The 22234-nt window shown below is 63.7% G+C and carries 21 protein-coding genes; 5 read left to right on the plus strand and 16 right to left on the minus strand.

All coding sequences use genetic code 11. The features are described 5' to 3' along the window. Position 1: 1 nt before the first annotated feature. The 16 genes from V6766_RS10140 to V6766_RS10215 all read right to left on the minus strand — a co-directional run bounded on the left by V6766_RS10140 (position 2) and on the right by V6766_RS10215 (position 14686). Complete coding sequence (locus V6766_RS10140) at positions 2–838, minus strand: intradiol ring-cleavage dioxygenase (RefSeq protein WP_448466038.1); 837 nt, start codon at positions 836–838, stop codon at positions 2–4. A 22-nt stretch (positions 839–860) separates the two neighbouring features. Beyond that, positions 861–1892 carry a branched-chain amino acid ABC transporter permease gene (locus V6766_RS10145; protein WP_448466040.1) on the minus strand — a complete coding sequence of 344 codons (1032 nt, stop codon included), beginning with the start codon at positions 1890–1892 and terminating at the stop codon, positions 861–863. A 9-nt stretch (positions 1893–1901) separates the two neighbouring features. Then, on the minus strand, positions 1902–2765 hold the full coding sequence (locus tag V6766_RS10150; RefSeq protein WP_448466042.1) for a branched-chain amino acid ABC transporter permease: 864 nt from the start codon (positions 2763–2765) through the stop codon (positions 1902–1904). Then, a complete protein-coding gene (locus V6766_RS10155; RefSeq protein ID WP_448425900.1) occupies positions 2762–3475 on the minus strand; it encodes an ABC transporter ATP-binding protein in 714 nt (237 codons plus the stop codon). Before V6766_RS10155 ends, V6766_RS10150 begins: the two co-directional genes overlap by 4 nt. After that, entirely contained in the window at positions 3472–4191 is a 720-nt protein-coding gene (locus V6766_RS10160; protein WP_448466044.1) for an ABC transporter ATP-binding protein, read from the minus strand. Before V6766_RS10160 ends, V6766_RS10155 begins: the two co-directional genes overlap by 4 nt. 221 nt (positions 4192–4412) lie before the next feature. Beyond that, complete coding sequence (locus V6766_RS10165) at positions 4413–4973, minus strand: flavin reductase family protein (RefSeq protein ID WP_018064642.1); 561 nt, start codon at positions 4971–4973, stop codon at positions 4413–4415. A gap of 58 nt (positions 4974–5031) precedes the next feature. Beyond that, positions 5032–6252 (minus strand): acyl-CoA dehydrogenase family protein, encoded by a 1221-nt coding sequence (locus V6766_RS10170; RefSeq protein ID WP_448466047.1) that lies wholly within the window; start codon positions 6250–6252, stop codon positions 5032–5034. An 11-nt stretch (positions 6253–6263) separates the two neighbouring features. Continuing rightward, positions 6264–7061 (minus strand): alpha/beta fold hydrolase, encoded by a 798-nt coding sequence (locus V6766_RS10175; protein WP_448466049.1) that lies wholly within the window; start codon positions 7059–7061, stop codon positions 6264–6266. A gap of 10 nt (positions 7062–7071) precedes the next feature. Next, positions 7072–8091 (minus strand): zinc-dependent alcohol dehydrogenase, encoded by a 1020-nt coding sequence (locus tag V6766_RS10180; protein WP_448466051.1) that lies wholly within the window; start codon positions 8089–8091, stop codon positions 7072–7074. Further along, on the minus strand, positions 8088–9131 hold the full coding sequence (locus V6766_RS10185; RefSeq protein ID WP_448466053.1) for a branched-chain amino acid ABC transporter permease: 1044 nt from the start codon (positions 9129–9131) through the stop codon (positions 8088–8090). Before V6766_RS10185 ends, V6766_RS10180 begins: the two co-directional genes overlap by 4 nt. A 3-nt stretch (positions 9132–9134) precedes the next feature. After that, positions 9135–9992, minus strand: coding sequence for a branched-chain amino acid ABC transporter permease (locus V6766_RS10190; protein WP_230719985.1), 858 nt, complete (start codon positions 9990–9992; stop codon positions 9135–9137). Then, a complete protein-coding gene (locus tag V6766_RS10195) occupies positions 9979–10707 on the minus strand; it encodes an ABC transporter ATP-binding protein (RefSeq protein ID WP_448466055.1) in 729 nt (242 codons plus the stop codon). The genes V6766_RS10190 and V6766_RS10195 overlap by 14 nt, the downstream gene beginning before the upstream one ends. Continuing rightward, a complete protein-coding gene (locus V6766_RS10200; protein ID WP_448466057.1) occupies positions 10704–11453 on the minus strand; it encodes an ABC transporter ATP-binding protein in 750 nt (249 codons plus the stop codon). The genes V6766_RS10195 and V6766_RS10200 overlap by 4 nt, the downstream gene beginning before the upstream one ends. Before the next feature lies 1 nt (position 11454). Continuing rightward, positions 11455–12744, minus strand: a complete 1290-nt coding sequence (locus V6766_RS10205; RefSeq protein ID WP_448466059.1) for an ABC transporter substrate-binding protein — start codon at positions 12742–12744, stop codon at positions 11455–11457. Between the two features lie 72 nt (positions 12745–12816). Next, positions 12817–13629, minus strand: coding sequence for an SDR family NAD(P)-dependent oxidoreductase (locus V6766_RS10210; RefSeq protein ID WP_448466061.1), 813 nt, complete (start codon positions 13627–13629; stop codon positions 12817–12819). A 259-nt stretch (positions 13630–13888) separates the two neighbouring features. After that, the gene (locus V6766_RS10215; protein ID WP_448466063.1) at positions 13889–14686 is read right to left on the minus strand and encodes a helix-turn-helix domain-containing protein; all 798 of its coding nucleotides are present in this window, start codon (positions 14684–14686) and stop codon (positions 13889–13891) included. Positions 14687–14901: 215 nt separating this feature from the next. Between V6766_RS10215 and V6766_RS10220 the strand changes: the two genes are divergently transcribed. The 5 genes from V6766_RS10220 (at position 14902) to V6766_RS10240 (ending at position 22097) form a co-directional block, all read left to right on the plus strand. Continuing rightward, on the plus strand, positions 14902–16482 hold the full coding sequence (locus V6766_RS10220; protein WP_448466065.1) for an ABC transporter substrate-binding protein: 1581 nt from the start codon (positions 14902–14904) through the stop codon (positions 16480–16482). A 50-nt stretch (positions 16483–16532) separates the two neighbouring features. Then, complete coding sequence (locus V6766_RS10225; RefSeq protein ID WP_448425923.1) at positions 16533–17564, plus strand: ABC transporter permease; 1032 nt, start codon at positions 16533–16535, stop codon at positions 17562–17564. Continuing rightward, the gene (locus V6766_RS10230) at positions 17561–18385 is read left to right on the plus strand and encodes an ABC transporter permease (protein WP_448466067.1); all 825 of its coding nucleotides are present in this window, start codon (positions 17561–17563) and stop codon (positions 18383–18385) included. Before V6766_RS10225 ends, V6766_RS10230 begins: the two co-directional genes overlap by 4 nt. A 58-nt stretch (positions 18386–18443) precedes the next feature. Further along, positions 18444–20030 (plus strand): ABC transporter ATP-binding protein, encoded by a 1587-nt coding sequence (locus V6766_RS10235; RefSeq protein WP_448466083.1) that lies wholly within the window; start codon positions 18444–18446, stop codon positions 20028–20030. 72 nt (positions 20031–20102) lie between these two features. Beyond that, positions 20103–22097: a CocE/NonD family hydrolase gene (locus V6766_RS10240; RefSeq protein WP_448466069.1), complete on the plus strand. Its 1995-nt coding sequence runs from the start codon at positions 20103–20105 to the stop codon at positions 22095–22097. Positions 22098–22234 lie beyond the last annotated feature (137 nt).

A 22234-nucleotide genomic window follows, 5' to 3' on the forward strand; every position in this document is an offset into this window, starting at 1 on the left:
CTCATTGTGAAACGAGAACGAAATCGAAGGGGGAGCGCCACAGCGTTGCGCCGTTCTCGACCCGCTCATAGGGCGCGATCAACGTGTTCTTGACGCCGAAAACGGCATCGGATTCCAGATATTTGTCGCCGCCGACAAAGGTGTGGGTGACCAGTTTCTGATAGCCCGGCGCGGTGACGAGATAGTGCATGTGGGCCGGGCGATAGGGATGACGGCCGAGATGGCCGAGCATCTGTCCCACCGGGCCGTCATCGGGGATCGGGTAGCTGACAGGCTTGATGCCGACGAAGCTGTAGCGCCCGTCCGCCCCGGTGATGAACCGCCCGCGATTGTTCCATTTCGGTTGAATGCCCGGCTGCTGAACGTCGTAATAGCCGTCGGCATTGTCAGACCAGACATCCACCGTCGCGCCTTCGATCGGGTTGCCGTCAAGGTCGAGCACGCGGCCCTCGAACAGGCAGCTCTCGCCCTTGCCATCGAGCGAGATATTGTCGCCCATCTGCCGGATCGGCGCGCCGTCGACATGGAACGGACCAAAGACGGTGTTTTCTGTCGCGCCTTCGGGACGCCGATTGTTGATCGCATCGACCAGCATCGAGAACCCGAGAACATCCGAGAGCAGGATGAACTCCTGCCGCTCCCCGGAGCACATCTGGCCCGTCTTCGTCAAAAACCCGATCGCATAGTCCCACTCATCCTGGGTCAGATGGATTTCCTTGGCGAAATCATGAAGGTGGCGGACGAGACAGGACATCACCTCGGCCAGACGCGCATCCGTTTCCGGGCCCATGCGTTCATTGACGGTGCTGGCGGAATTGTCTTCGGTGAAATAGCTCATGAACTTCTACTCCTCAAAGGGGTCATGTAATTTTGCGATTGCGCGGGCCGGATTTCGGCGGAAGATGTTCGAGCGGCAGGAAGTCGAAGCCGGTTTTCTGCACGACGCCCCCCCACAGTCCTCGTCTTTCGAACAGCATGATGGCAATGCCGATTATTCCCAGAATGATCAGATAGACGGTTCCGTAGTCCGACAGCAGGCGCTGGAGCCCGTAGAAGACCAGCACCCCGATGATCGGACCCGGCAGTGTGCCGATCCCGCCGATGACGACGATGAAGATCACGAAGGCGGTCCAGTCGATCACCGAAAAGGCGGCATCGGGCGCGATCCGGCCGGTCTGGAGAAAGATCAGACCGCCGCAAAGTCCGGTTCCGAAGGCGGTCAGCATGAACACCAGCGCCTTGAGCCGCAGCGGATCGACGCCGACGGATCGGGCTGCGACCGTATTGTCGCGCATCGCCTGCAGGCCGAGCCCCATGCGCGAGCGCAGGAACAGCCAGCTCGCGGCGAGCATGACGACGACCAGCCCGAGGGCGAGCCAATATGTCAGCACATCCACGGCCGCCGCGCCCGAGATATCGAGAAGATCACGCAGGGCCTGCACGCCCGGCATTTCGCGCGCCGCACCCCTCGGCAGCGCGGTGCCCGTTCCCCCGCCAAGCGCCCGCCACTGGCTGAAGGACAGCCGCGCGATTTCGGCAACGGCCCATGTGCCGATGGCGAAATAGGCGCCGTAGAGACGGAAGGTGAAGAAGGCGACCGGGACCGAAAGCGCCATGGCGACCAGTCCGCCGATCAGAATGCCTGTCAGCGGGTCGATCCCCCAGAGGATCGCGGCGGCGAACATCGAATAGGCCCCGACGCCGACGAAAAGCTGCTGGCCGACCGAGACCAGCCCGGCAAAGCCCGCCAGCATGTTCCAGTTCAGCGCCAGCACCAGCAGGCACAGCACCATGAAAAGGTCCTGCACCAGGGCGCGCATGCCGAACAGCGGTATGATCGCCAGGATGACGATGATGACGGCGGAGAAAAGAAGTTCAAACGTGTTTCTCATGGCCGGACCTCAATCATATGCACGCGGGAACAGCCCGCGCGGCCGCACGAGCAGCACGACGACAAAGGCGACATGGCCCGCCAGAATTTGCCATTGGGGGTTGATGGCGGCGCCGAAGGCCTGCGCCACGCCGATGATCAACCCGCCGATCAGCGTGCCCCACAGGCTTCCGAGCCCACCGATGATGACCGCCTCGAAGGCATAGAGCAGACGCGCGGGCCCGATCGACGGGTCGAAATTGGCTCTGGCACCGAGATACAGCGCGGCGATCGTGGCCACCACCATCGCAATGCCGGTCGCGACCGCGAAAACCCGCTGCGGACGGATGCCCATGAGCTGCGCCGTCACCGGATCGTCCGAGGTCGCCCGGAAGGCCCGGCCAAGCGCGGTACGGTAGAAGATCCAGTTCAGCCCGAGGATGACGAGAATGGCGGAAGCAAAGGTAATCAGCGGCATGACGCCGATATTCATCGTCCCGAGATAGACCGAGTCAGCCTCGATGGAGCCGACCGGCAGTTTGCGGCTGTCGGCGGTAAATTGCTGCAGCAGCGCGTTCTGGATGACGATCGACAGGCCGAAGGTGACCAGAAGCGGCGGCAGGATATCCTCGCCCAGCACCCGGTTCAAAAGCGCGATCTGCAGCACATAGCCGAGCGCGAACATGATCGGCATGGCGATCAGGGCTGCGACGAAGGGGTTCAGCCCCATCACCGTGCCGATACCGAGGATCAGGTAGGCGGCCAGCACGATCAGATCGCCATGGGCCAGATTGACCAGCCGCATAATGCCGAAGACAAGGCTCAGCCCGGCGGCGAAAAGGGCGTAAAGACCGCCAAGCAACAGGCCCTGAACAAGCGTATCCAACCAGATCATGCGTGACTTACTCCGAAATAGGCGTCGTGGATGGCCTCGCGCGACAATTCCGAAGGATGCCCCGACAGGGTGATGCGGCCTTCCATCATGCAATGGACGACATCGGCGATCGCCAGCGCCTGGCCGATATCCTGCTCGACGACGATGATCGCCGTGCCGCTTTCGCGGATCTTCGGGAAGGAGGCGTAGATTTCGCGGATGACGACGGGGGCGAGCCCAAGGCTCAGTTCATCGCACAGCAATACCGCCGGGTTAGACATCAATGCCCGCCCGAGCGCCACCATCTGTTGCTGGCCGCCCGAAAGCGCGGTCGCCGGCTGGCTGCGGCGTTCCGCCAGAACCGGAAACAGTTCGAAGACGCGCGACAGGTTCCAGTATGCGTTGCCCTTGCGGGCGTGGGCCCCGATCTCGAGGTTTTCCTCGACGCTCAGACTGGGGAACAGGCAGCGCCCCTCCGGCATCATGCTGATACCGGCGCGTAGGATGTCGGGCGCGGCCAGCCGGTCGATGCGCTTTCCGTCGAGAGCGACCGTGCCCGCCGTTACCTTCGCGATCCCGGTGATGGCGCGCATCAGCGTGGTCTTGCCGGCGCCGTTCGCGCCGATGATGGCCAGGGCCTCGCCGTGCTTCAGCGTCAGATCGACGCCGAACAGGGCCTGGAAGTCGCCGTAATGGGCCGTCAGGTCACGGATTTCCAGAAGCGCGCTCATGCCTCGATCCCCAGATAGATTTCGCGCACCTTCGGCGCGGCCATGACCTCGTCCGGCTTGCCGTCCATCAGAACCTCCCCGAAATTCAGCACCATCAGCCGAGACACGACCGCGTTCAGCGCATGCAGCACGTGCTCGATCCAGATGATCGCCATGCCCTCGGCGTGAATGGCACGGATCGTCGACACCAGTTCGCCGCATTCGCCATCGGTCAGCCCGCCGGCGATCTCGTCCAGCAGGATCACATGCGGCCGGGTGGAAAGCGCGCGCGCCAGTTCCAGCCGCTTGCGGCTGAGAAGCGGCAGCGTCCCGGCCTTTTGCGTGGCCAGATGATCGAGCCCGGTTCGGGTGAGAAGCTCCATGCAGAAATCCGGCGCTTCGGAGGCCTTGACCGAACCGCCGAACCGCGCCGCCACAAGCAGGTTTTCATAGACGGAGAGATGGCCGAAAGGCTGCGGGATCTGGAACGAGCGGCCAATGCCGCTGGCGCAACGCTGCATCGGGGTTTCGCGGGTAACATCCCGCCCGTCGAGCATCACCTGCCCGCTGTCCGGCTTGAGATTGCCGGTAATGAGGTTGAAAAGCGTGGACTTCCCCGCGCCGTTCGGCCCGATAATGCCCAGTGCCTCGCCGGCGGCCAGATCGAAACTGACATTATCAGCGACCTTCAGCGAGCCGAAGCTCTTCGACATTCCCTTAACTGAAAGGACTGCCATAATTGTTCTCTCCCCTTGCGGACCGTCTCCCGGCGCGTTCGCCGAAACAGTCCGCCTCCTCACAATGTCCGGCCTGCAGACCGGTTTTCCCGAACCGTCCCGCGTGACCAGCCGCCGCCCCTATCTTAGCCCGGCATGACGGGCAGCGTGATCGGATAGCTTCGTCAAAATATCGCTCCGGGTTATACTATCCGGGTTCTGGGACGTCCGCCGCGAACGGATCAGCGGAAGACGTCGCGATATTCCTCGTCCAGCAAGGCCAGGCTCGCCACCCCGCTGCTGTCCTCGCGCAGCCGGTGCCAGCGGCGATCCAGATAGACCAGCGATTCCCGTTCGGGCGCGGCAAGATCGGCGGTCGCCCCTTCGAGCAGTTCGGCGGCCACAAGCGTTGCGCCTTCAACCGCCAGCGTTCCGCTGATGCGCGCCCTAAACCATGTCGACACATTGGTGTAGCGCGGCTCGCCGGTCGGAAGCCGGGTCCAGGCGATGCCCGGCCCGAAGCGGTCGGCGCCGGGCGTGGCGCCAAGCCGCGCCAGTTCCAGATCTGGATAGCGCAGCATATGGATAACCACGGTTTCCGCCTGCAGCACCGTTGCCGTGGAGCGCGAGCGCGCCGAAAGCGAAAAGGCGATGGTCGGCGGCGACCCACTGACGGAAATCAGCGAGGACACGGTCATCGCCACCGGCTGATCGCCGGGATCGGCGGTGATCACCGCGACGCCCGCTGGGTGGCAACGGAAAGCCTCACGAAAGGCTTCGGCGACGGTATGGTGTTCAGGCATCAGGCATTACTCCGGCAGTCTGTTTGGCCGGGGCACGACAGCGCGCCCCGGCCTTTGATTATTTCTTCTCGATCAGATCGTAGAACTGCCAGGTCCGGTCGGACCAAAGGCCGCCGATCTCGCGGCCGGCGGAGGTCACGATCGACGGCGCGATGGTGAAGTGGTTCGCCGCCACCATCATGTCGCGAAGGGTGCGCTGGATCACGCCCGCACGGAGCCCCGCCCCGCCTGATGCGCGGTAGGCGAAGTTGCAGACATCGACGCCGACTTCGTGGATCTGGGCCTTGGCGAGATGAACGAGGCTGACCTGACGGGTGGTCATCATCTTGCCCGCCTCGGCGCTGGCCTCGATATCGCCCCAGACTTCCATGACGAAGGCCCGCGCAGCGCGATAGCTGGCTTCCGCGCGACCGTAGTCGTACCAGAACTTCTCGCTTTCCCCGAGCATGCCGGCGCGGCCGGACTTGCTGCGGGCGAATTTGGCGATTTCGTCCAGCATCCGCCGGCCCGTGCCCATGGCCCAGCCGGTGTGACCGATCGATGCCAGGCCGACAATGCCGAGGCTGAACAGCTCCTTCAGGCGCTGCGGCGGCGCCGACAGGATCGGAAACACCAGATCATCGGGAATGAACACGTCCTTGGCGGAATAGTCGATCGAACCGGTGCCCTTGAGGCCGAGCACGTCCCAGTTGCCGAGCTGTTCATGCTCGCCGATCGGCGCGTGGGCGCACATGACGATGACGTTGCCGTCGGCATCCTTGGCCGGCTTGCCGCTGCCGTCATCGACGAAGCAGGCCGAATGCGACCAGGTCGCATGGCTGAAGCCCGAGCCGTAGCTCCACTTGCCGGTCAGCGTGTAGCCGCCATCGACCTTCTTGAGCATGCCGAGCGGCGCGCCCTGGCCCGAGAAGCGATTTTCGCTGCCGGGCTCGAACAGGCGTTCGACCGCGCTGTCGGGCAGAAAAGCCGCCGACATCGCGCCGATGCAGCAATGCACCATGGATACCCAGCCGGCCGAACCCGACCACCAGGTCACCGCCTCGATCAGTTGCAGAACCTCGGTCGGGCGCATCTGAGCGCCGCCGAGCTCTTCGGTTGCCATCAGATGCGAGAAACGCAGCGGTTTCAGAGCCTCGAAGCTTTCCTTCGTCAGTTCGCCGGCTTCCTCGTCGGCCGGCGCATTGGCTTCAAGCGTCGGGCCGATTTCCTCGATCTTTTTCAGGATGTCGCGATAATCGACGCTGTCGCCCCAGTATCCGGGCTTCACATGTTTGTTCATGTCATCTCCTCCTACGGTGTTTGTCCGGCGAGAAAATCGCCGATTTTTGTCACGCTATCGGGCTGCTCCTGAAGCAGCAGATGGCCGGCGCCCTCGATCAGCAGAGCCTGGCCGTTCGGCAGCGCCTCCACCCACAAGGGCAGTTGGCTGGCCGGCAGAAGCCTGTCCTCATCGCCCCAGGCCACCAGCGTCGGGTTGGCGATCCGGGCGAGCATGCGGCTGAGATTGGGGTGCCCCATGCCGAAGGGCGCGCAGATCCGCCCGACGGTTTCACCCTCGCGGGCGCGATCGGCGCCGAATTTTTCGGCGAAACCGGCATCGGACCCATCGGGGAAATAGCGCAGCGCCACCTTGGGGTCATGCGCGAGAAAGCCCGGAAGATCCTGCGGCGCGATCGATCCGAGATCGGTCGCGGGATGATCGGGATCGTTGAGGCCGGCCGGCGCGAGCAGCACGATGCGGTCGAACCGGTCGCCGGCAACGGCGGCGAGTTCCGTGGCGAGCCAGCCGCCCATCGAGAAGCCGATCAGATGCGGCTTTTCCGGCAGGTCCATCGCGTCGAGCAGGTTCAGATAATGGATGATCAAATCCATCGTTCCTGAAACATGCGGCGCATCGCCGGAATAGCCCATGCCCGGATGGCTCGGGCAATAGACCCGAAACCGGTCGGAAAGCCCTGCGGCGAAATCGAAGCCTTCCAGCGTCGCCGCGCCATGCAGGAACAGCACCGGCTTGCCCTTGCCGACGGCCTTCACCACGGTGTGAACACCGCCGATCTCGTATTCTGATGTCTCAAACTGAACAGTCATATCTTCTCCTTCAGACAAGTTCGGGCTGGATCAGTACCTTGCATTGCGTGGTACGCCGGCGCAGGCCTTCGAAGACCTGGGGCACGGGCGAAAGCCCGATGCGGTCGGTAATGATCGCCTGCGGCGCGACCACGGCTCCCTTGGCAAGCGCGTCGAGCGCCACGCCGAATTCATTGCCCTGGTGGAAAAAGGCCGAGAAGATCAGGTCGATCTCCTTGGAAAGCGCCACGAACGGGTCCCATTGATCGCCGCCGATGCAAAGCCCGACGCCGATCACCTTGCCCTGCAGCCGCACGGCCTCGACGGCCGCCTGCAACAGGCCGGGCTTGCCGACGCATTCGAAGACGATATCGGGCGGGCCGCCGCACTGATCGCTCAGGTTTTCGGAAAGACCTGCGCCCGAAAGTGCAAAGCCCGTAGCACCCAGCGCGCGGGCGCGATCGGCCTGATGGTCGTAGAGATCGGCCATCACCACGCTTGCAGCCCCCAGCCGCCGCGCCCAGAACGCCACCAGCAGACCGATCGGCCCGGCGCCGAGAATGGCGACGCGGTCGCCCGGCTTCATGCCGGAGCGGACGATGCAGTGCAGCGCCACCGAAAGCGGCTCGGCGAGCGCGGCATCGCTTGCCGCAACGCCCTCGGGAAGCACGCGGCACTGGCGGGCGGCGACGCAGACATAGTCCGCATAGCCGCCGCCGATCAGCGTCATGTCCGGGCAGCGCGCGGGATCGCCGGCAAGACAACGCGGGCAATGTCCGCAGCCGCGCATCGGCACCACGGCGACCAGATCGCCCGCCTTCAGCGTGTCGACGCCGCCGCCGGTTGCCACCACCTCGCCCGCGATTTCATGGCCGAGCACGAAATCGCCGGCAATGCCGAAGGGCTCTGGATCGACGCTCATATGCAGGTCGCTGCCGCAGATGCCGCAGGCGGCGACCTTCAGCACGACCTCGTCGGGCGCCGGCGTCGGATCGGGCCTGTCGCCGACGCGCAGGGGCTGACCGGCCTTGTCGAAGATGACGGCCTTCATGGGCTCTCCTCCTTCTCGACAATCAGATGGCGCCGGATCGGAAACCACGGCGCGTCCCAGCGCTTGGAGATCATCCCCCATATGCCGGTGCGGGCATAGAGCGCGACCAGCACGGTCATCACGCCGAGCACGATGAAGTAGCTCGCGCCATATTCGCCGAAATAACGATCCGCGATGAAATAGATGAGCGCGCCGATCAGCACGCCTTCGATCGTGCCGATCCCGCCGATCATGACGATGAAGATCGCGACATTGGACCACATCGGGTCAAAGGCCGAGGCGGGATTGATGCGCAACTGCGCCATGAAATAGACCGAGCCGGCAAAGCCGCATCCCACCGCCGCCGCGATATAGACCATGAAGCGCAGGCGACGGACATTGACGCCCTGGCTTGCAGCCGCCACCGGGTTGTCCCGCATGGCGATCAGCGCAAGGCCGAAGCGCGAGCGCAGGAACCAGTAGCCGCCGCCGATGGCGACGAGGATCATCAGCGCGCAGAGCAGCGACATGGCGATGTTGCGCTCAAAGGCGGAGTAGTCGCGCATCACGCCCAGGGACATGCCGGCCCCTGCATTGACCCATCCAAGATTGGAGGCCACGAGACGGAACACCTCGGCGACCACCCATGTGCCGATGGCAAAGTAGGGGCCGTCCAGCCGATGCAGCAGCATGTAGCAGGGAACGGCCAGCACCGCGGGCGCCAGCAGCGACAGGCCGATGGCAAGGAACGGGTTGATGCCGAAGGTCTGCGCCATGACGAACAGCGCATAGCCGGCCGCGCCCATGAACGCCTGCTGGCCGACCGAGACCAGCCCGGCATAGCCGGCGAGCAGGTTCCACATCTGCGCCGCCAGAATGTAGCAGCACAGTTCGAGCACCATTCGGATCGTGCCGGTCTTGGCCCACCACGGCATGGCCGCGAGCGCCACCAGAGCGAACACGAACAGGCTCAACGCGATGATCCCGGAAAGGGTCTGACGCCGGACCTTGATGCTGATCTGCGCTGCATCCGCGCCGGGTGAGATCGAATGAGAAGTCATGATTCACGCTCTCCCGAACAGGCCCTGAGGGCGCACGGCTAGAATCAGCAGGAAGACGAGATGGCCGGCCAGAACGCCGAAGCCGGGATCCAGGCGGAAACCGACCGCCTGCGCGATGCCCAGCACCATCGAGCCGGCGAACGCGCCCCAGACCGAACCCATGCCGCCGATGATCACCGCTTCGAAGGCGTAGATCAGCTGCGCACCGCCATCGGCGGGCGCAACCGTCGAACGCAGCGCCTGAAACACGGCGGCAAAGCCGAGAATGCCGACCGCGATTGCCGTTGCCGTGGCATAGACGGTTTTCGCGTTGACCCCGGTCATCGACGCGGCCTCGACATCCGCGGCGGCGGCCCGGAGCGCCCGGCCGAAACGCATGCGCTTCAGCATCAGGTCGAGCGCCAGCGTCAAGCCGGCCGCGACCAGCAGGACGAGCACCGGCAGAAGGCCGATATAGATGCCGCCGATCTGGATCGACTGGCTTTCAATCCCGCCGCCCGGCAGCGAGCGGCTGTTGGCCGACCAGATCTGCAGCATCAGGTTCTGCAGCGCCAGCGACAGGCCGAAGGTCGCGATCAGCGACGGCAGCGGGTCCTCGCCCACCACCCGGTTCAGCACCGCGCGCTGGAGAAGCCAGCCCATGGCCACCGCCAGCGGCACCAGCGCCGCCATCACCGTGAACGGTCCCAGCCCGAAGGCCGAGGCCAGCGAAATGCCGATCAGCGACAGCAGGATCACCAGATCGCCATGGCTGACATTCACGATCCGCATGACCCCGAACATCAAGGCCATTCCCAGCGCGTATTGCGCATACATCCCGCCCAGCAGGATGCCCTGTACAAGTGCGTCAAACCACTGCATGGCCACCCCCGAAATAGGCTTCACTGATCTGTTCGCGCGTGACCTCGCCGGAGCGTCCGCTCAGCGTCACGCGTCCCTCGAGCATGCAATAGAGCCGGTCGGAGGCGCTCTTCGCCAGCCCGACATCCTGCTCGACCAGCACGATCGACGTCCCCTGCGCCCTGATTTCAGGCAGGACGGCATACATCTCGCGGATGACCTTGGGCGCGAGGCCGAGACTGATCTCGTCGCACAGCAACAGGCGCGGCTGGCACAGCAAGGCGCGGCCGATCGAGACCATCTGCTGCTGGCCGCCGGAGAGGTTTTGAACGGCCACGCGGCCCTTCTCCTCCAGAATGGGAAAGAGCTTCTGCACCCTGTCCAGCGTCCAGCCGCCCTTGCGGCCCTTGCTGCCGACCTGGTCCATGGCCACGCGCAGATTGTCGTTGACCGACATGCCGGTGAACAGCCGCCGCCCCTCCGGAACGATGGCGACCCCTTTCTGCACCATCTGGTCGGTGGGCGTGCCGCCGATGGGCCGGCCGTCGAGGCTCACCATGTCGGGCTTTACGGGCAACAGCCCCATGACCGCCCGCAGGAAGGTCGACTTGCCGGCTCCGTTGGCGCCGATCAGCGCGATGATCTCGCCTTCGTCGATGGCGACATCGACATCGTAAAGCGCCTGAAAATCGCCGTAGCGGGCAACCAGACCATGTGTTGACAATAATTCCGTCATGCCTCGACCCCCATATAAACCCGCATGACATCGGGGTTCGCGATGACGGTCTTGGGGTCGCCTTCCGCGATTTTCTCGCCGAAATTCAGCACCAGAAGCCGATCCGCCACCGCCATCAGCGCATGCAGAACATGCTCGATCCAGATGATGGTGACGCCGCGATCGCGAATCTGTGCAATCAGGGCGACGAGCTCCTTCGATTCCTCGTCGGTCAGCCCGCCGGCGATTTCGTCCAGCAACAGAAGCTTGGGCCCCGAGGCCAGCGCCCGGGCAAGCTCCAGCCGCTTGCGGTCGAGAAGCGGCAGGGAACCGGCCAGGGCATTGGCCTTGTTCAGCAATTCGCAATCACGCAGCACCTGCGCGCAAAACTCATAGCTCTCGGCCTCGGACCGGCCGCCGCCGAAGGCCGAGGCGACGAGCAGGTTTTCGAAGGTCGTCATTCCCGAATAGGGCTGCGGAATCTGATAGGTCCGGCCGATCCCCATCTGGCAGCGGCGGTGGGGCGGCTCGCCTTTCAGCAGAACCTCCCCAAGCCTGATCTCTCCGCCGGAGGGCTTCAGGTCGCCGCTGATCATGTTGAACAGCGTGGTCTTGCCGGCGCCGTTGGGGCCGAGGATTCCCAGCACTTCGCCGCGATAGACATCAAAGTCGACATCGTGCAGCACCCGGAACGCGCCGAAGCTTTTCGATACGTTCCGGGCCTGAAGAAGCCGTTGGCGTTCGCCTGTTGGCTGTTGCATCTGCATCCTACCAGTTCAGCGCCACGATCTTCTGCTGCGGCTCGAACAATTGGTTGACGCTGTTGTCCACGATCTTGAGGTCGTAAGGCCATTTCTCGCCCTTGACCCACTGGCCGCCGAAGATCGGCGTGGTGCAGACATTCTTGTGCGGCTGGCCCGAAAAGTTGATATGGCCGACCACGGTGTCGAGATCGGTCGCCGCCAGCGCCTCGCGATTGGCCTCGCGATCCAGAGGATCGGCCGAACGCTTGAGCACGTCGATCGCGACTTCCAGCACGCTGTGCGAATAGCCGAGCGGCTGCGTCCACTGGCGGTTCTGCTCGCTTTCCCACTGATCGGCGATCTCCCGGCTGGTCTGCCCGGTAATCGAAGACTTGAAGGGGAAGGCCGGCGTCCACCACACCTCGGTCGTCATGCCGTTGCCGAGCGGCCCCATCGCCTCGACGCTGCCCGGGAACAGCAGCGCTGCCGCCACGGTTACCGCCTTCGGCTTGAAGCCCTGCTGGTTGCACTGGGTCACGAAGGTCTTCAGATCGTCCGGATAGGTGATGCCGCCGATGATATCGCAGCCGGCCTGCTTGAACGTTGCGATCTGCGCCGAGAAGTCATTGGTGCGCGGCTGGAAATAGCCGGGGATGGTGACCTCGTAGCCCGCGGCGCGGGTCGGCACGGGCAGGCCGTATTCCTCGTTGCCCCAGGTCTCGCCGTCGATGTTCTGCGGAAACAGCATGCCGACCTTGCGGTTGGTCTCAAGCCCGTTCCACAGGCCGACAAAGGTGTTCAGCGCCTCGTCCAGACCCCAGAAGAAATGGTAGGTCCAGTCGAATTCGCCGCCGCCGCGCGGCATGATCACCGCCTGCCACGGCGCGCCCGCCGAGATCGACGGCGTCTCGTAGAGCTCGGCCTGCTCCATGGCCGGCAGGATGGTATCGGTGGTCGATGCCGGCACCAGAAGATGCACTTCGTCGTTCAGGATCAGGTCACCGGCGATTTCGGCGGCCTTGTTCGGGTTCGACTGGCTGTCGCGCTCGAGAATTTCGAGCTCGTAGACATCGCCATTGGCCGATTGCAGCTTCCCGCCCAGCGCCTCGCGGATCTTCTGGACGGTGTAGCCGTCGGTTTCCCCGAACAGGCCGAGCGGCCCGGTTTCGGGCGTGATATATCCCATGCGGATCTTGCCCGCCGTCTGGGCGCGCAGCACCGCCGGCGCCCCCAGAACGCTCGCCGCAAGGCCGGCACCCATGCCGCGCAGCACGCCGCGGCGGGTGGGCCGGATCAGTTTATTGATGTAAGCCATTTCCGTTCTCCTCTCCCTATTGATTGGCGCATCGCCCGCCGCTCCCTGGCAGGCCGCACGCCCATTTGCCTGTCACGTCATGCGGATCAGCGAGCCGCCATCGATGACCACCAGTGAGCCGGTCATGTAGGATCCGGCCGGCGAAGCCAGCAGCAGCGCCAGGCCCTTGATATCCTCGACATCGCCGATCCGGCCGATCAGGGACTGCGCCTCGAATGCGGCGCGGTCTTCCTTGTTGCGCAGCCGGCCGCCGGCGATATTGGTGATGAACGGGCCCGGCAGGATCGCGTTGACGCGGATGCCGTAAGCGCCGAGCTCCATCGCCATGTGGCGCACGAAATGGTTCACCGCGGCCTTGGCCGGCATGTAGGACGTTCCGACAATGCTTTCGTTGATTTCCGAGGCGATCGACGAGGTTACGATGATCTGCCCGCCGCCGTTCGGCTTCATGTGGCGCACGGCGTTCTTGACCGTGCTGTAGACCGAGGTGAGGTTTATCTCGATGCCCCGGTCCCACTGCTCGTCGGGAATGTTCTCGATCGCGCCGTCGGGGTTGCGTTCGCCCGTGGGCGTCATGAAGCCCGGTCCCGGATCAATGCCTGCATTGGCGTAGACCGTGTCGATGCGGCCGTGTTTTTCGGCCACTTCATCGAAGGCCGCCGCCAGTCCGGGACGGTCGGCGACATCGACCTTCAGACCCCAGACATCGCCGCCCGTGACCTTGATTTCGCTGACGGTCTTCTCGGTGCCCGCCTGATCCAGATCGAAGATGCAGACCCGCGCGCCCTGGGCGGCCATGATCTCGGCATAGGCGCGGCCGATGCCGCTGGCCCCGCCGGTCACGATCACGGATTGACCGCGCACGTCGAACATCTGCTCCAGCATTATCAAAACCTCCCTGCCTGCTGATATGACAACAGGAGACAGCCCGTTGTGCGCGGGCAGCCATCATCGATCCGGGACGCCGGACCGACCTCCTCCTGTTTCGCGGCCACCCTTCTCCCTCGGGCGGGGTCGCGCTCCTCTCGCACATAACGCCGCCATAACCGCATCAAGTCAAATGCGGAAAACAACGGGAAATATAACTTTCCGCTATATTGAGCGCCGCAAGGCGACATCCGCCGTGGTCGACGGCGACCGGGGTCTACCGGGCAGCGACGATCCTGTGGTATTCGCCTTCGCCGCTCAGATAGCGGCGGACCGGCAGCGGCAGCCTTGTCGATTTCTCGTCCGCAAGGCCGCAGCCTTCCAAAAGCCGGCGTTTGTCCGGGTTCGAGCCAACTGCCCGCCAGATGATGCGCGTGGAATAGGGGACGTTCTGCTGGCGCCATGAAACGCCGGTGGTGACGCCGTGCAGGTAGGTGCGCTGATGCTCGGCGAACGGCATCAGGGTCGTCTGGCAAATAAAGGAATGCTCGCCCACGCCGCGCTCGATGATAAACAGCCGCTGGCGCCAGAATGCGGCCAATCCGTTATATTTCGAAAACTGCCGGATTTCGGATTCACGGTCATGAATACGCTCGATCGACTTCACCGTGATCTGACCGTTCTTTTCCTCGATCCTGGCACAGCTGCAGACGATCTTTCCCGGCCATGACAGCGTCCGGTGGAAAAGCTGGTAATAGCCCACATACTGGCGCAATTCCGGCAGATTGCCGGGAAAGCCATTCCGCAGCAGAGAGAATGGCCCATCGCTGTCGACCGGCGCATTGAATGTTTCCTGAAACCGTTTTTCCGACGCCAGGAAATCCTGCGGTTTCAGACCGAAATAACGCGCGATTTTCCCTGTATTATAAGGCGACGGGCGGGATTGGCCCGCGAGATAACGATTGAACTGCTGCCGGTTGATTCCGATTTCACGACAGATCGCCGTGATCGACGGACGGGTATTGCAGGCGAACCGCAGATTGGCCGCAAAGGGACTGTTATCGCGTGATGTCATCGGGTCTCGATCCTGGCCTTGATGGCGTCAAATAGCGTCAAACCGCTTCAATAAGCGAAGTTGTCTGGCTTCCGCAACCTGCTTATGTCATCGCCCATGATCTTTGACGGTATCGTCAACTGCGCCTTTAGGCATTCCGCCACGGCAAATTTAGAATATCATGGCCGCTTTCTTGCAGCGGCACGAATGCAATGCTCACAAACAGGGGAAACCAGATGAAAAACAAGAAATCCTCCATTCCGCAGACCGGCCTTAACCGCCGCGCCTTTCTTGCCTCCGCGGCCGCGGCCGGGTTCGCGGCGTCCGCGTCCGGCCTGCTGATCCCGCGCGAGAGTCTTGCGGCCAAAGAGCCGCAGCGCGGCGGTCATCTCGTTCTCGGCCTCGACGGCGGCCAGACAACCGATATTCTCGACCCCGGCACCTATGCCGGCAGCACCATGTTCCTGGTCGGCTTCACCTGGGGCGACCGGCTGGTGACCACCGATCCGGTGTCCGGTGAGGCGCTGCCGAGCCTTGCCGAAAGCTGGACCTCTTCCGACGACGCGAAGACCTGGACCTTCAAGCTGCGCAAGGATGTGCGCTTTCATGACGGCACGCCGTTCACCGTCAACGATGCCGCCCAGACGCTCCGCCGCCATTCCGACAAGGATTCCACCTCCGCAGCGCTCGGCCTTCTCGAAGAGATCGAGACCATTGAGGAAAGCGGCGGCGATCTGGTGATCACGCTGAAGAATGGCAATGCCGACCTGCCGCTGATGCTGACCGACTATCATCTGCAGGTCCAGAAAAACGGCGGCATGGACGATCCCAACAGCGCCATCGGCACGGGCCCCTATAAGCTGGAGAGCTTCGAGCCGGGCATCCGCATCACCTTTTCGAAGAATGAGGATGACTGGAACGAGGATCGCGGCTTCGTCGACAGCGTCGAGGTTCTGGTCATCAACGACAACACCGCCCGCATCGCCGCACTTTCGTCCGGCAAGGTGCATTTCATCAACACGCTGAGCCCGAAGACGATGTCCTTGCTGTCGCGGGCGCCGAATATCGAAACGATCAGCACCAAGGGCAAGGGCTTCTATTCCTTCCTGATGCATGGCGACACCGCGCCCTTCGACAACAATGATCTCAGAATGGCGCTGAAGCTCGCCATCGACCGCGAGGCGATGCTGAACACGGTACTCGGCGGCTATGGCACGCTCGGCAATGACTATCCGGTCAATGATGCCTATGCGCTGGCCCCGACCGATATCCCGCAGCGCGCCTACGACCCGGAAGAAGCGGCGCACTACTTCAAGAAATCCGGCCATGAAGGCCCGATCCTGCTGCGCACCTCCGATGCCGCCTTCACCGGCGCGGTCGATGCGTCCGTGCTGTTCCAGGCCAATGCCAAGGAAGCGGGCATCGACCTCCAGCTCCAGCGCGAGCCGGCCGACGGATACTGGTCGAATGTGTGGAACAAGAAGCCGTTCTGCGCCTCCTATTGGGGCGGCCGTGCGACCCAGGATATCCGCTACACCACGACCCAGCTTTCGACCTCGACCTGGAACGATACCCGTTTCAAGGACCCCGAATTCGACAGGATGCTGCTTGAGGCCCGCGCCGAGACCGATCAGGACAAGCGCCGCGCGCTCTACCGCCAGATGGCGATCATGGTGCGCGACAATAGCGGCCTCATCCTACCGGTGTTCAATAATTACCTCAACGCCCGCTCGGTGAAGATGCAGGGCTGGATCGATGATGTCGGCAACGACCTGTCCAACGGACAGATCGCCAGCCGCGTCTGGCTCGTTTCCTGATCCGAGAAAAAGAGGAAGCCGCGGGATCACGCCGCGGCTTTCACACCCCCATGACAGAAACGCAACCAACCCCAACCGCCCCTGTCGGCGCGCCGCCGCCCGGCCCCCTCGTGGTCCTGCGCGCGCGCTTTCCCATGGCAAGCCGCATCGGCGAGCGGATCGTGCTCGGGATCGGCCTGCTTCTCGCCAGTTCGATCCTGATTTTCGCCGGTATCGAAATCCTGCCAGGCGACTTCGCCGAGACCTATCTCGGCCAGGCGGCAACACCGCAGGCGATCGCCAATCTGCGCGCCGAATTCGGTCTCGACCAGCCGCTCGTGACCCGCTATTTCGACTGGCTCGTCGGCATATTGCATGGCGATTTCGGCACCTCCTGGGCAAGCGGCCAGTCCGTCAGCGGCCAGATTGCCGCCCGGCTCGGCAACTCGCTGCTTCTGGCGGGCGCGGCGGCGGTGATCGCCGTTCCGCTCGCCGTCGGCCTCGGCCTTCTCGCCGTGCTCTATCGCGACCGTTTGGCGGACCGGCTGATCAACCTCGTTTCGCTCGCCGCCGTCTCGCTGCCGGAATTCTTCGTCGCCTATCTGCTGATCATGGTGTTCGTGGTCCAGCATCCGGTCGCGGCCTTTCCGGCCACGGTCTATGACAGTATGAGCCTGTGGCAGAAGCTTCAGGTCATCATCCTGCCGGTGGCGACGCTGGTGCTGGTGGTGCTCGCCCACATGATGCGGATGACGCGGGCGGCGATCATCAATGTGATGTCCTCCGCCTATATGGAGACCGCCGAGCTGAAAGGCATCGGGGCGTTGCGGGCAATCGTCAAACATGCCGCCCCCAACGCGCTGGCGCCGATCATCAATGTCGTGGCCCTCAACCTCGCCTATCTGATCGTCGGCGTCGTCGTGGTCGAGGTGGTTTTCGTCTACCCCGGCATGGGGCAGTACATGGTCGATGCGGTGACGATACGCGACTTGCCGGTGGTGCAGGGCTGCGGGCTGGTGTTCGCGTCGATCTACATTCTGCTCAACATGGTCGCCGATATCCTTTCCATTCTCGTCAATCCGCGCCTGAGGCATCCACGATGAACATACGATCCATTCCGCTGACGGCGTGGATCGGCATGGCCGGTATCGCCATTGCCGTCATCGCCGCCGTCTTTGCGCCCTTTCTCGCGCCCTACGGCGAAAACCAGGTTGTCGGAAGCCCCTGGGAGGCGGCGAGCGCGGCTTTTCCGCTCGGGACCGACAATCTCGGCCGGGACCTGCTGTCGCGCATGATCTATGGCGCGCGCATGACGCTGTTCGTGTCGATCTGCGCCACCGTTCTCGCCTTCTCGCTTGGGGTTGTCCTGAGCTTCGTCGCGGCCGTCACGCGCGGGATGATCGACATGGGCCTGTCGCGCCTCAACGACCTGATGATGTCGATCCCGACGCTGATCTTCGCGCTGATCGTGCTGGCGGCGCTGCCGCAGAACCTGCTCGTGCTGATCGTGGTCATGGCGGTGCTCGATTCCACCCGCGTCTTCCGCCTCGGCCGGGCGCTGGCGCTCGACATCGCGGTCATGGATTTCGTCGAGGCGGCGAGATTGCGCGGCGAGAAGACGGTCTGGATCGTGTTCCGCGAGATCCTGCCCAACGCGATGACGCCGCTGCTGGCCGAATTCGGCCTGCGGCTCGCCTTCGCCGTGCTGTTCATCTCCACCCTGTCTTTCCTCGGGCTCGGCATCCAGCCGCCGACCGCCGACTGGGGCGGCATGGTCAAGGACAACAAGGACGGCATCATCTTCGGCGTGTCCGCCGCTCTGGTGCCGGGAGCCGCGATTGCCGCGCTCACCATCTCCATCAATCTCGTCGTCGACTGGCTGCTGAAACCAACATCCAGCCTGAAAGGAGGCCGCGGTGGCTGAGCTTCAAACACAGGGCGAAACCCCTCTGCTTCAGGTCCGCAACCTGCAGATCGGCGCGATGGCCTATCCGCCGGGCGAACGGCCGCATCCGATCGAAATCGTCAAGGGCGTGAGCTTCACGCTGGAACGCGGCAAGGTGCTCGGTCTGATCGGGGAATCGGGCGCTGGCAAGTCCACCATCGGGCTTTCACCGCTCGCCTATGGGCGCGGCGGCGTCACCATCACCGGCGGCGAGGTGCTGCTGGACGGCGTCGATATCCTGAAGCTCGGCAAATCCGGCACGCGGGCGCTGCGCGGCGCGCGGGTCTGCTACGTCTCGCAATCGGCGGCAGCCTCGTTCAACCCGGCCCACAAGCTCGGCGATCAGGTGATCGAGGCGACCGTGCGCCACGGGCTGATGAGCCGCGGCGAGGCCCGCCGGCGGGCTATCGAGCTTTTCGGCATTCTCGGCCTGCCGGACCCGGAAAGCTTCGGCAACCGCTACCCTCATCAGGTCTCCGGCGGGCAGTTGCAGCGGGCGATGACGGCGATGGCGCTCTGCAGCCGCCCGGAACTGATCGTCTTCGACGAGCCAACCACGGCGCTCGACGTCACCACCCAGATTGACGTTCTGGCCGCCATCAAGAACGCGATTGCCAGGACCGGAACCGCCGCGCTCTACATCACCCACGACCTCGCGGTGGTGGCCCAGGTCGCCGATGACATCATGGTGCTGCGCAATGGCGAGACCGTGGAATATGGCAGCGTTGAAAAGATCATCGAAAACCCCGATGCCGAATACACCCGCGAACTGGTGAATGTCCGCGCGATCCGTCATGACGAGGCCGCCGACCAGTCCGACCGCTTCTTCGAGATGAACAACATCTCGGCCTCCTACGGCACCATGCCGGTGCTGTTCGATGTCTCGCTGCATGTTCCCAAGGGTCAGACGCTTGCGATTGTCGGCGAGTCCGGCTCGGGCAAATCGACGCTGGCGCGGGTTGCCACCGGGCTTCTGCCGCCAACGGCCGGCAGCGTGCGTTTCAATGGAAAAGACCTGCCGCCGGCGCTGAAGAGCCGCAGCCGCGAGGAGCTGCGCCGGCTTCAGTTGATCTACCAGATGGCCGATACAGCGATGAACCCGCGCCAGACGGTCGGCGGCATCATCGGCCGGGCGGTGACCTTCTACGAGGGCCTGCGCGGTTCGGCCCGCCGCGGCCGCGTCAACGAACTGCTCGAGCAGATCGAGATGGGCAGCGGTTTCTACGACCGTTACCCCGCTGAGCTTTCCGGCGGCCAGAAACAGCGCGTGGCGATTGCCCGCGCCCTGGCTGCACGGCCGGAGCTGATCATCTGCGACGAGCCGACCTCGGCGCTCGACCCGCTGGTGGCCGATGGCATTTTGAAACTGCTCTTGCAGCTTCAGAAGGAAAAGCAGCTGTCCTACATCTTCATCACCCACGACATCGCCATTGTCCGGGCGATTGCCGACAGCGTTGCGGTGATGCATCAGGGCAAATTGGTCCGTTTCGGCCCCAAGGCGGAGGCGCTGTCCCCGCCCTTCGACGACTATACCGATCTGCTGTTGAAATCCGTGCCCGAAATGAAGATCGGCTGGCTGGAAGAGGTGCTTGCCAGCCGCAGGACTTCCAGCGCCGGCAACTGACACATTCCGGCCGGGCCGCCCCTCCGGCCCGCGCCCCCTACCGACAGAACCGAATACGAAAAGGTCAAAACCATGGCGAAACAAGGTTTTACGACGTCCGAGGACCAGTGGATCACGCTCAAGGACGGCACGCGGCTCGCAACGCGAATCTGGATGCCGGACGGCGCGGCTGACAAGCCGGTGCCAACCGTGCTGGAATATCTGCCCTATCGCAAGCGCGGCGGAACCGACCCGCGCGATGAATCCACCTATCCGGTCTTTGCCGCCGCCGGCATTGCCGGTGTGCGGGTCGATATCCGCGGTTCGGGTGAATCCGACGGCGTCATCGATGGCGAATACACCCCGCGCGAACTCTCCGATGCCTGTGAAATTCTCGAATGGATCGCCGCACAGCCCTGGTCGAACGGCAATGTCGGCATGATGGGCATTTCCTGGGGCGGGTTCAACTGCCTGCAGGTGGCCGCCCTTAAGCCGCCGCAGTTGAAGGCCGTGATCTCGATCGCCTCCACCGTCGACCGCTACAATGACGACATCCACTACAAGAACGGCACGCATCTTTCCGCGCAGCTTTCATGGGCGGGCACAATGTTCGCCTATCAGTCGCGCACCCCGGATATCGATCTGGTCGGCGATCGCTGGAAGGAAATGTGGCTGGAGCGGCTGGAAGGCCAGCCCTTCTTCATGGAGGAATGGCTCGCCCATCAGCGCCGCGACGAATTCTGGAAACATGGCTCGATCTGCGAGGATTTCGACGGCTTTCCCGTTCCCGCGCTGGTGATCGCCGGCTGGGCGGACGGCTATCGCAACACGCCGCTGAAGGCGATCGAGGGCCTCGGCGAAAGGGGCAAGGCGATTGTCGGCCCGTGGGTGCACAAATATCCGCATTTCGCCTGGCCGAAACCGCGCATGGACTTCCACGCCGAGGCCATCGCCTGGTGGAAACGCTGGCTGGATGACGCCGACAACGGTGCTGAACAGCTCCCGCAAATGCGCGCCTATATTCTCGACGGACCGCGCCCGGCGCTCAGGCGCGACCGCGATCCCGGCTACTGGGTCGCCAAACAGGCCTGGGAAGCGCCGCAGACAGACACGCTGACAGTTGGTGCCGACGGCACGCTCAACGCGACCGGCGCCAGCGAAGGCACGGGCGACATCTATCTGCGTTCGCCGCTCGATACCGGCATCAGCGGCGGCGAGTGGTTCACGTTGAAGCCCGACGCGGAAATCGCCGGCGACCAGCGGGTCGACAACGGCGGTTCGCTGATCTTCCAGACCGCACCACTTGCGGAAGAGGCCGTCTATCTCGGCGCGCCGGAACTTACCGTCGATGTCGTCTGCGAGGGCGACTGGGAAAACCTCGCCGTGCGGATCATCGATGTCCATCCCGACGGCACGGAGACCCGCGCCTGCTACGGCGTCCTGAACCTCGCCCATCGCAACGGCAACGAAACCCCGGCCACCATGCCCCGCGGCGAGAAGACGCGCATTGCCATGCAGCTTGACGCCATGGGCTATCGCTTCGCGCCGGGCCATCGCATCAAGCTCGCGCTTTCGACGAGCTACTGGCCGATCATCCTGCCATCGCCCGAGGCACCGGGGCTGACGATCGATACCGCCAGCATCCGTCTTGCCCTGCCGCTTCTGGGCGCACACGAGCGCATCGCCGTCGCCGAGCCGGAAAACCCAGATCCGCTGCCGCAATATGAAATGCGCCAGCCGGAGGAAACCCGCCGATCGGTCGAAAAGGATCTGGTCACCGGCCTGACGCACTATCGTATCTACGAGGACACCGGGCTGGAAGTGCATCCGCAAAATGGATTGCGCACCCAGGAAATCCGCAACGAGGACTGGGCCATCGATCCCAACGACCCGCTGTCCATGACGGGCGATATCGACTGGAGAATCCGGCTTGAACGCGACGGATGGACGGTCTCGACAAGGACCACCACGACAATGCGCTGCACCGAAAACGACTGGATCATCGCGGCAAGCGTGACGGCCTTCGAAGGCGAGCAGGAAATCTTCACGAAGGCGTTCGAACAGCGCATCCCGCGCGACTTCATGTGACCTGCCGCGCCGCCGGCCACTGCCAACCGGCTCCCCAAAAGGGGAGCCGGTTCATTGGAGCAGGCTCTGGTGCCCTTCAGGCTTAGAGCATCAGGCGCGATGAATGAATCGTATGGGATTCCGTTTTGGTGTGATTT

The organism is Martelella sp. AMO21009 (assembly GCF_053484295.1).

What these genes read in the sequence shown, in the direction of transcription:
- V6766_RS10140 (WP_448466038.1), bottom strand. Translation starts at nt 838, where the DNA reads ATGAGCTATTTCACCGAAGACAATTCCGCCAGCACCGTCAATGAACGC.
- V6766_RS10145 (WP_448466040.1), bottom strand. Translation starts at nt 1,892, where the DNA reads ATGAGAAACACGTTTGAACTTCTTTTCTCCGCCGTCATCATCGTCATC.
- V6766_RS10150 (WP_448466042.1), bottom strand. Translation starts at nt 2,765, where the DNA reads ATGATCTGGTTGGATACGCTTGTTCAGGGCCTGTTGCTTGGCGGTCTT.
- V6766_RS10155 (WP_448425900.1), bottom strand. Translation starts at nt 3,475, where the DNA reads ATGAGCGCGCTTCTGGAAATCCGTGACCTGACGGCCCATTACGGCGAC.
- V6766_RS10160 (WP_448466044.1), bottom strand. Translation starts at nt 4,191, where the DNA reads ATGGCAGTCCTTTCAGTTAAGGGAATGTCGAAGAGCTTCGGCTCGCTG.
- V6766_RS10165 (WP_018064642.1), bottom strand. Translation starts at nt 4,973, where the DNA reads ATGCCTGAACACCATACCGTCGCCGAAGCCTTTCGTGAGGCTTTCCGT.
- V6766_RS10170 (WP_448466047.1), bottom strand. Translation starts at nt 6,252, where the DNA reads ATGAACAAACATGTGAAGCCCGGATACTGGGGCGACAGCGTCGATTAT.
- V6766_RS10175 (WP_448466049.1), bottom strand. Translation starts at nt 7,061, where the DNA reads ATGACTGTTCAGTTTGAGACATCAGAATACGAGATCGGCGGTGTTCAC.
- V6766_RS10180 (WP_448466051.1), bottom strand. Translation starts at nt 8,091, where the DNA reads ATGAAGGCCGTCATCTTCGACAAGGCCGGTCAGCCCCTGCGCGTCGGC.
- V6766_RS10185 (WP_448466053.1), bottom strand. Translation starts at nt 9,131, where the DNA reads ATGACTTCTCATTCGATCTCACCCGGCGCGGATGCAGCGCAGATCAGC.
- V6766_RS10190 (WP_230719985.1), bottom strand. Translation starts at nt 9,992, where the DNA reads ATGCAGTGGTTTGACGCACTTGTACAGGGCATCCTGCTGGGCGGGATG.
- V6766_RS10195 (WP_448466055.1), bottom strand. Translation starts at nt 10,707, where the DNA reads ATGACGGAATTATTGTCAACACATGGTCTGGTTGCCCGCTACGGCGAT.
- V6766_RS10200 (WP_448466057.1), bottom strand. Translation starts at nt 11,453, where the DNA reads ATGCAGATGCAACAGCCAACAGGCGAACGCCAACGGCTTCTTCAGGCC.
- V6766_RS10205 (WP_448466059.1), bottom strand. Translation starts at nt 12,744, where the DNA reads ATGGCTTACATCAATAAACTGATCCGGCCCACCCGCCGCGGCGTGCTG.
- V6766_RS10210 (WP_448466061.1), bottom strand. Translation starts at nt 13,629, where the DNA reads ATGCTGGAGCAGATGTTCGACGTGCGCGGTCAATCCGTGATCGTGACC.
- V6766_RS10215 (WP_448466063.1), bottom strand. Translation starts at nt 14,686, where the DNA reads ATGACATCACGCGATAACAGTCCCTTTGCGGCCAATCTGCGGTTCGCC.
- V6766_RS10220 (WP_448466065.1), top strand. Translation starts at nt 14,902, where the DNA reads ATGAAAAACAAGAAATCCTCCATTCCGCAGACCGGCCTTAACCGCCGC.
- V6766_RS10225 (WP_448425923.1), top strand. Translation starts at nt 16,533, where the DNA reads ATGACAGAAACGCAACCAACCCCAACCGCCCCTGTCGGCGCGCCGCCG.
- V6766_RS10230 (WP_448466067.1), top strand. Translation starts at nt 17,561, where the DNA reads ATGAACATACGATCCATTCCGCTGACGGCGTGGATCGGCATGGCCGGT.
- V6766_RS10235 (WP_448466083.1), top strand. Translation starts at nt 18,444, where the DNA reads ATGGCCTATCCGCCGGGCGAACGGCCGCATCCGATCGAAATCGTCAAG.
- V6766_RS10240 (WP_448466069.1), top strand. Translation starts at nt 20,103, where the DNA reads ATGGCGAAACAAGGTTTTACGACGTCCGAGGACCAGTGGATCACGCTC.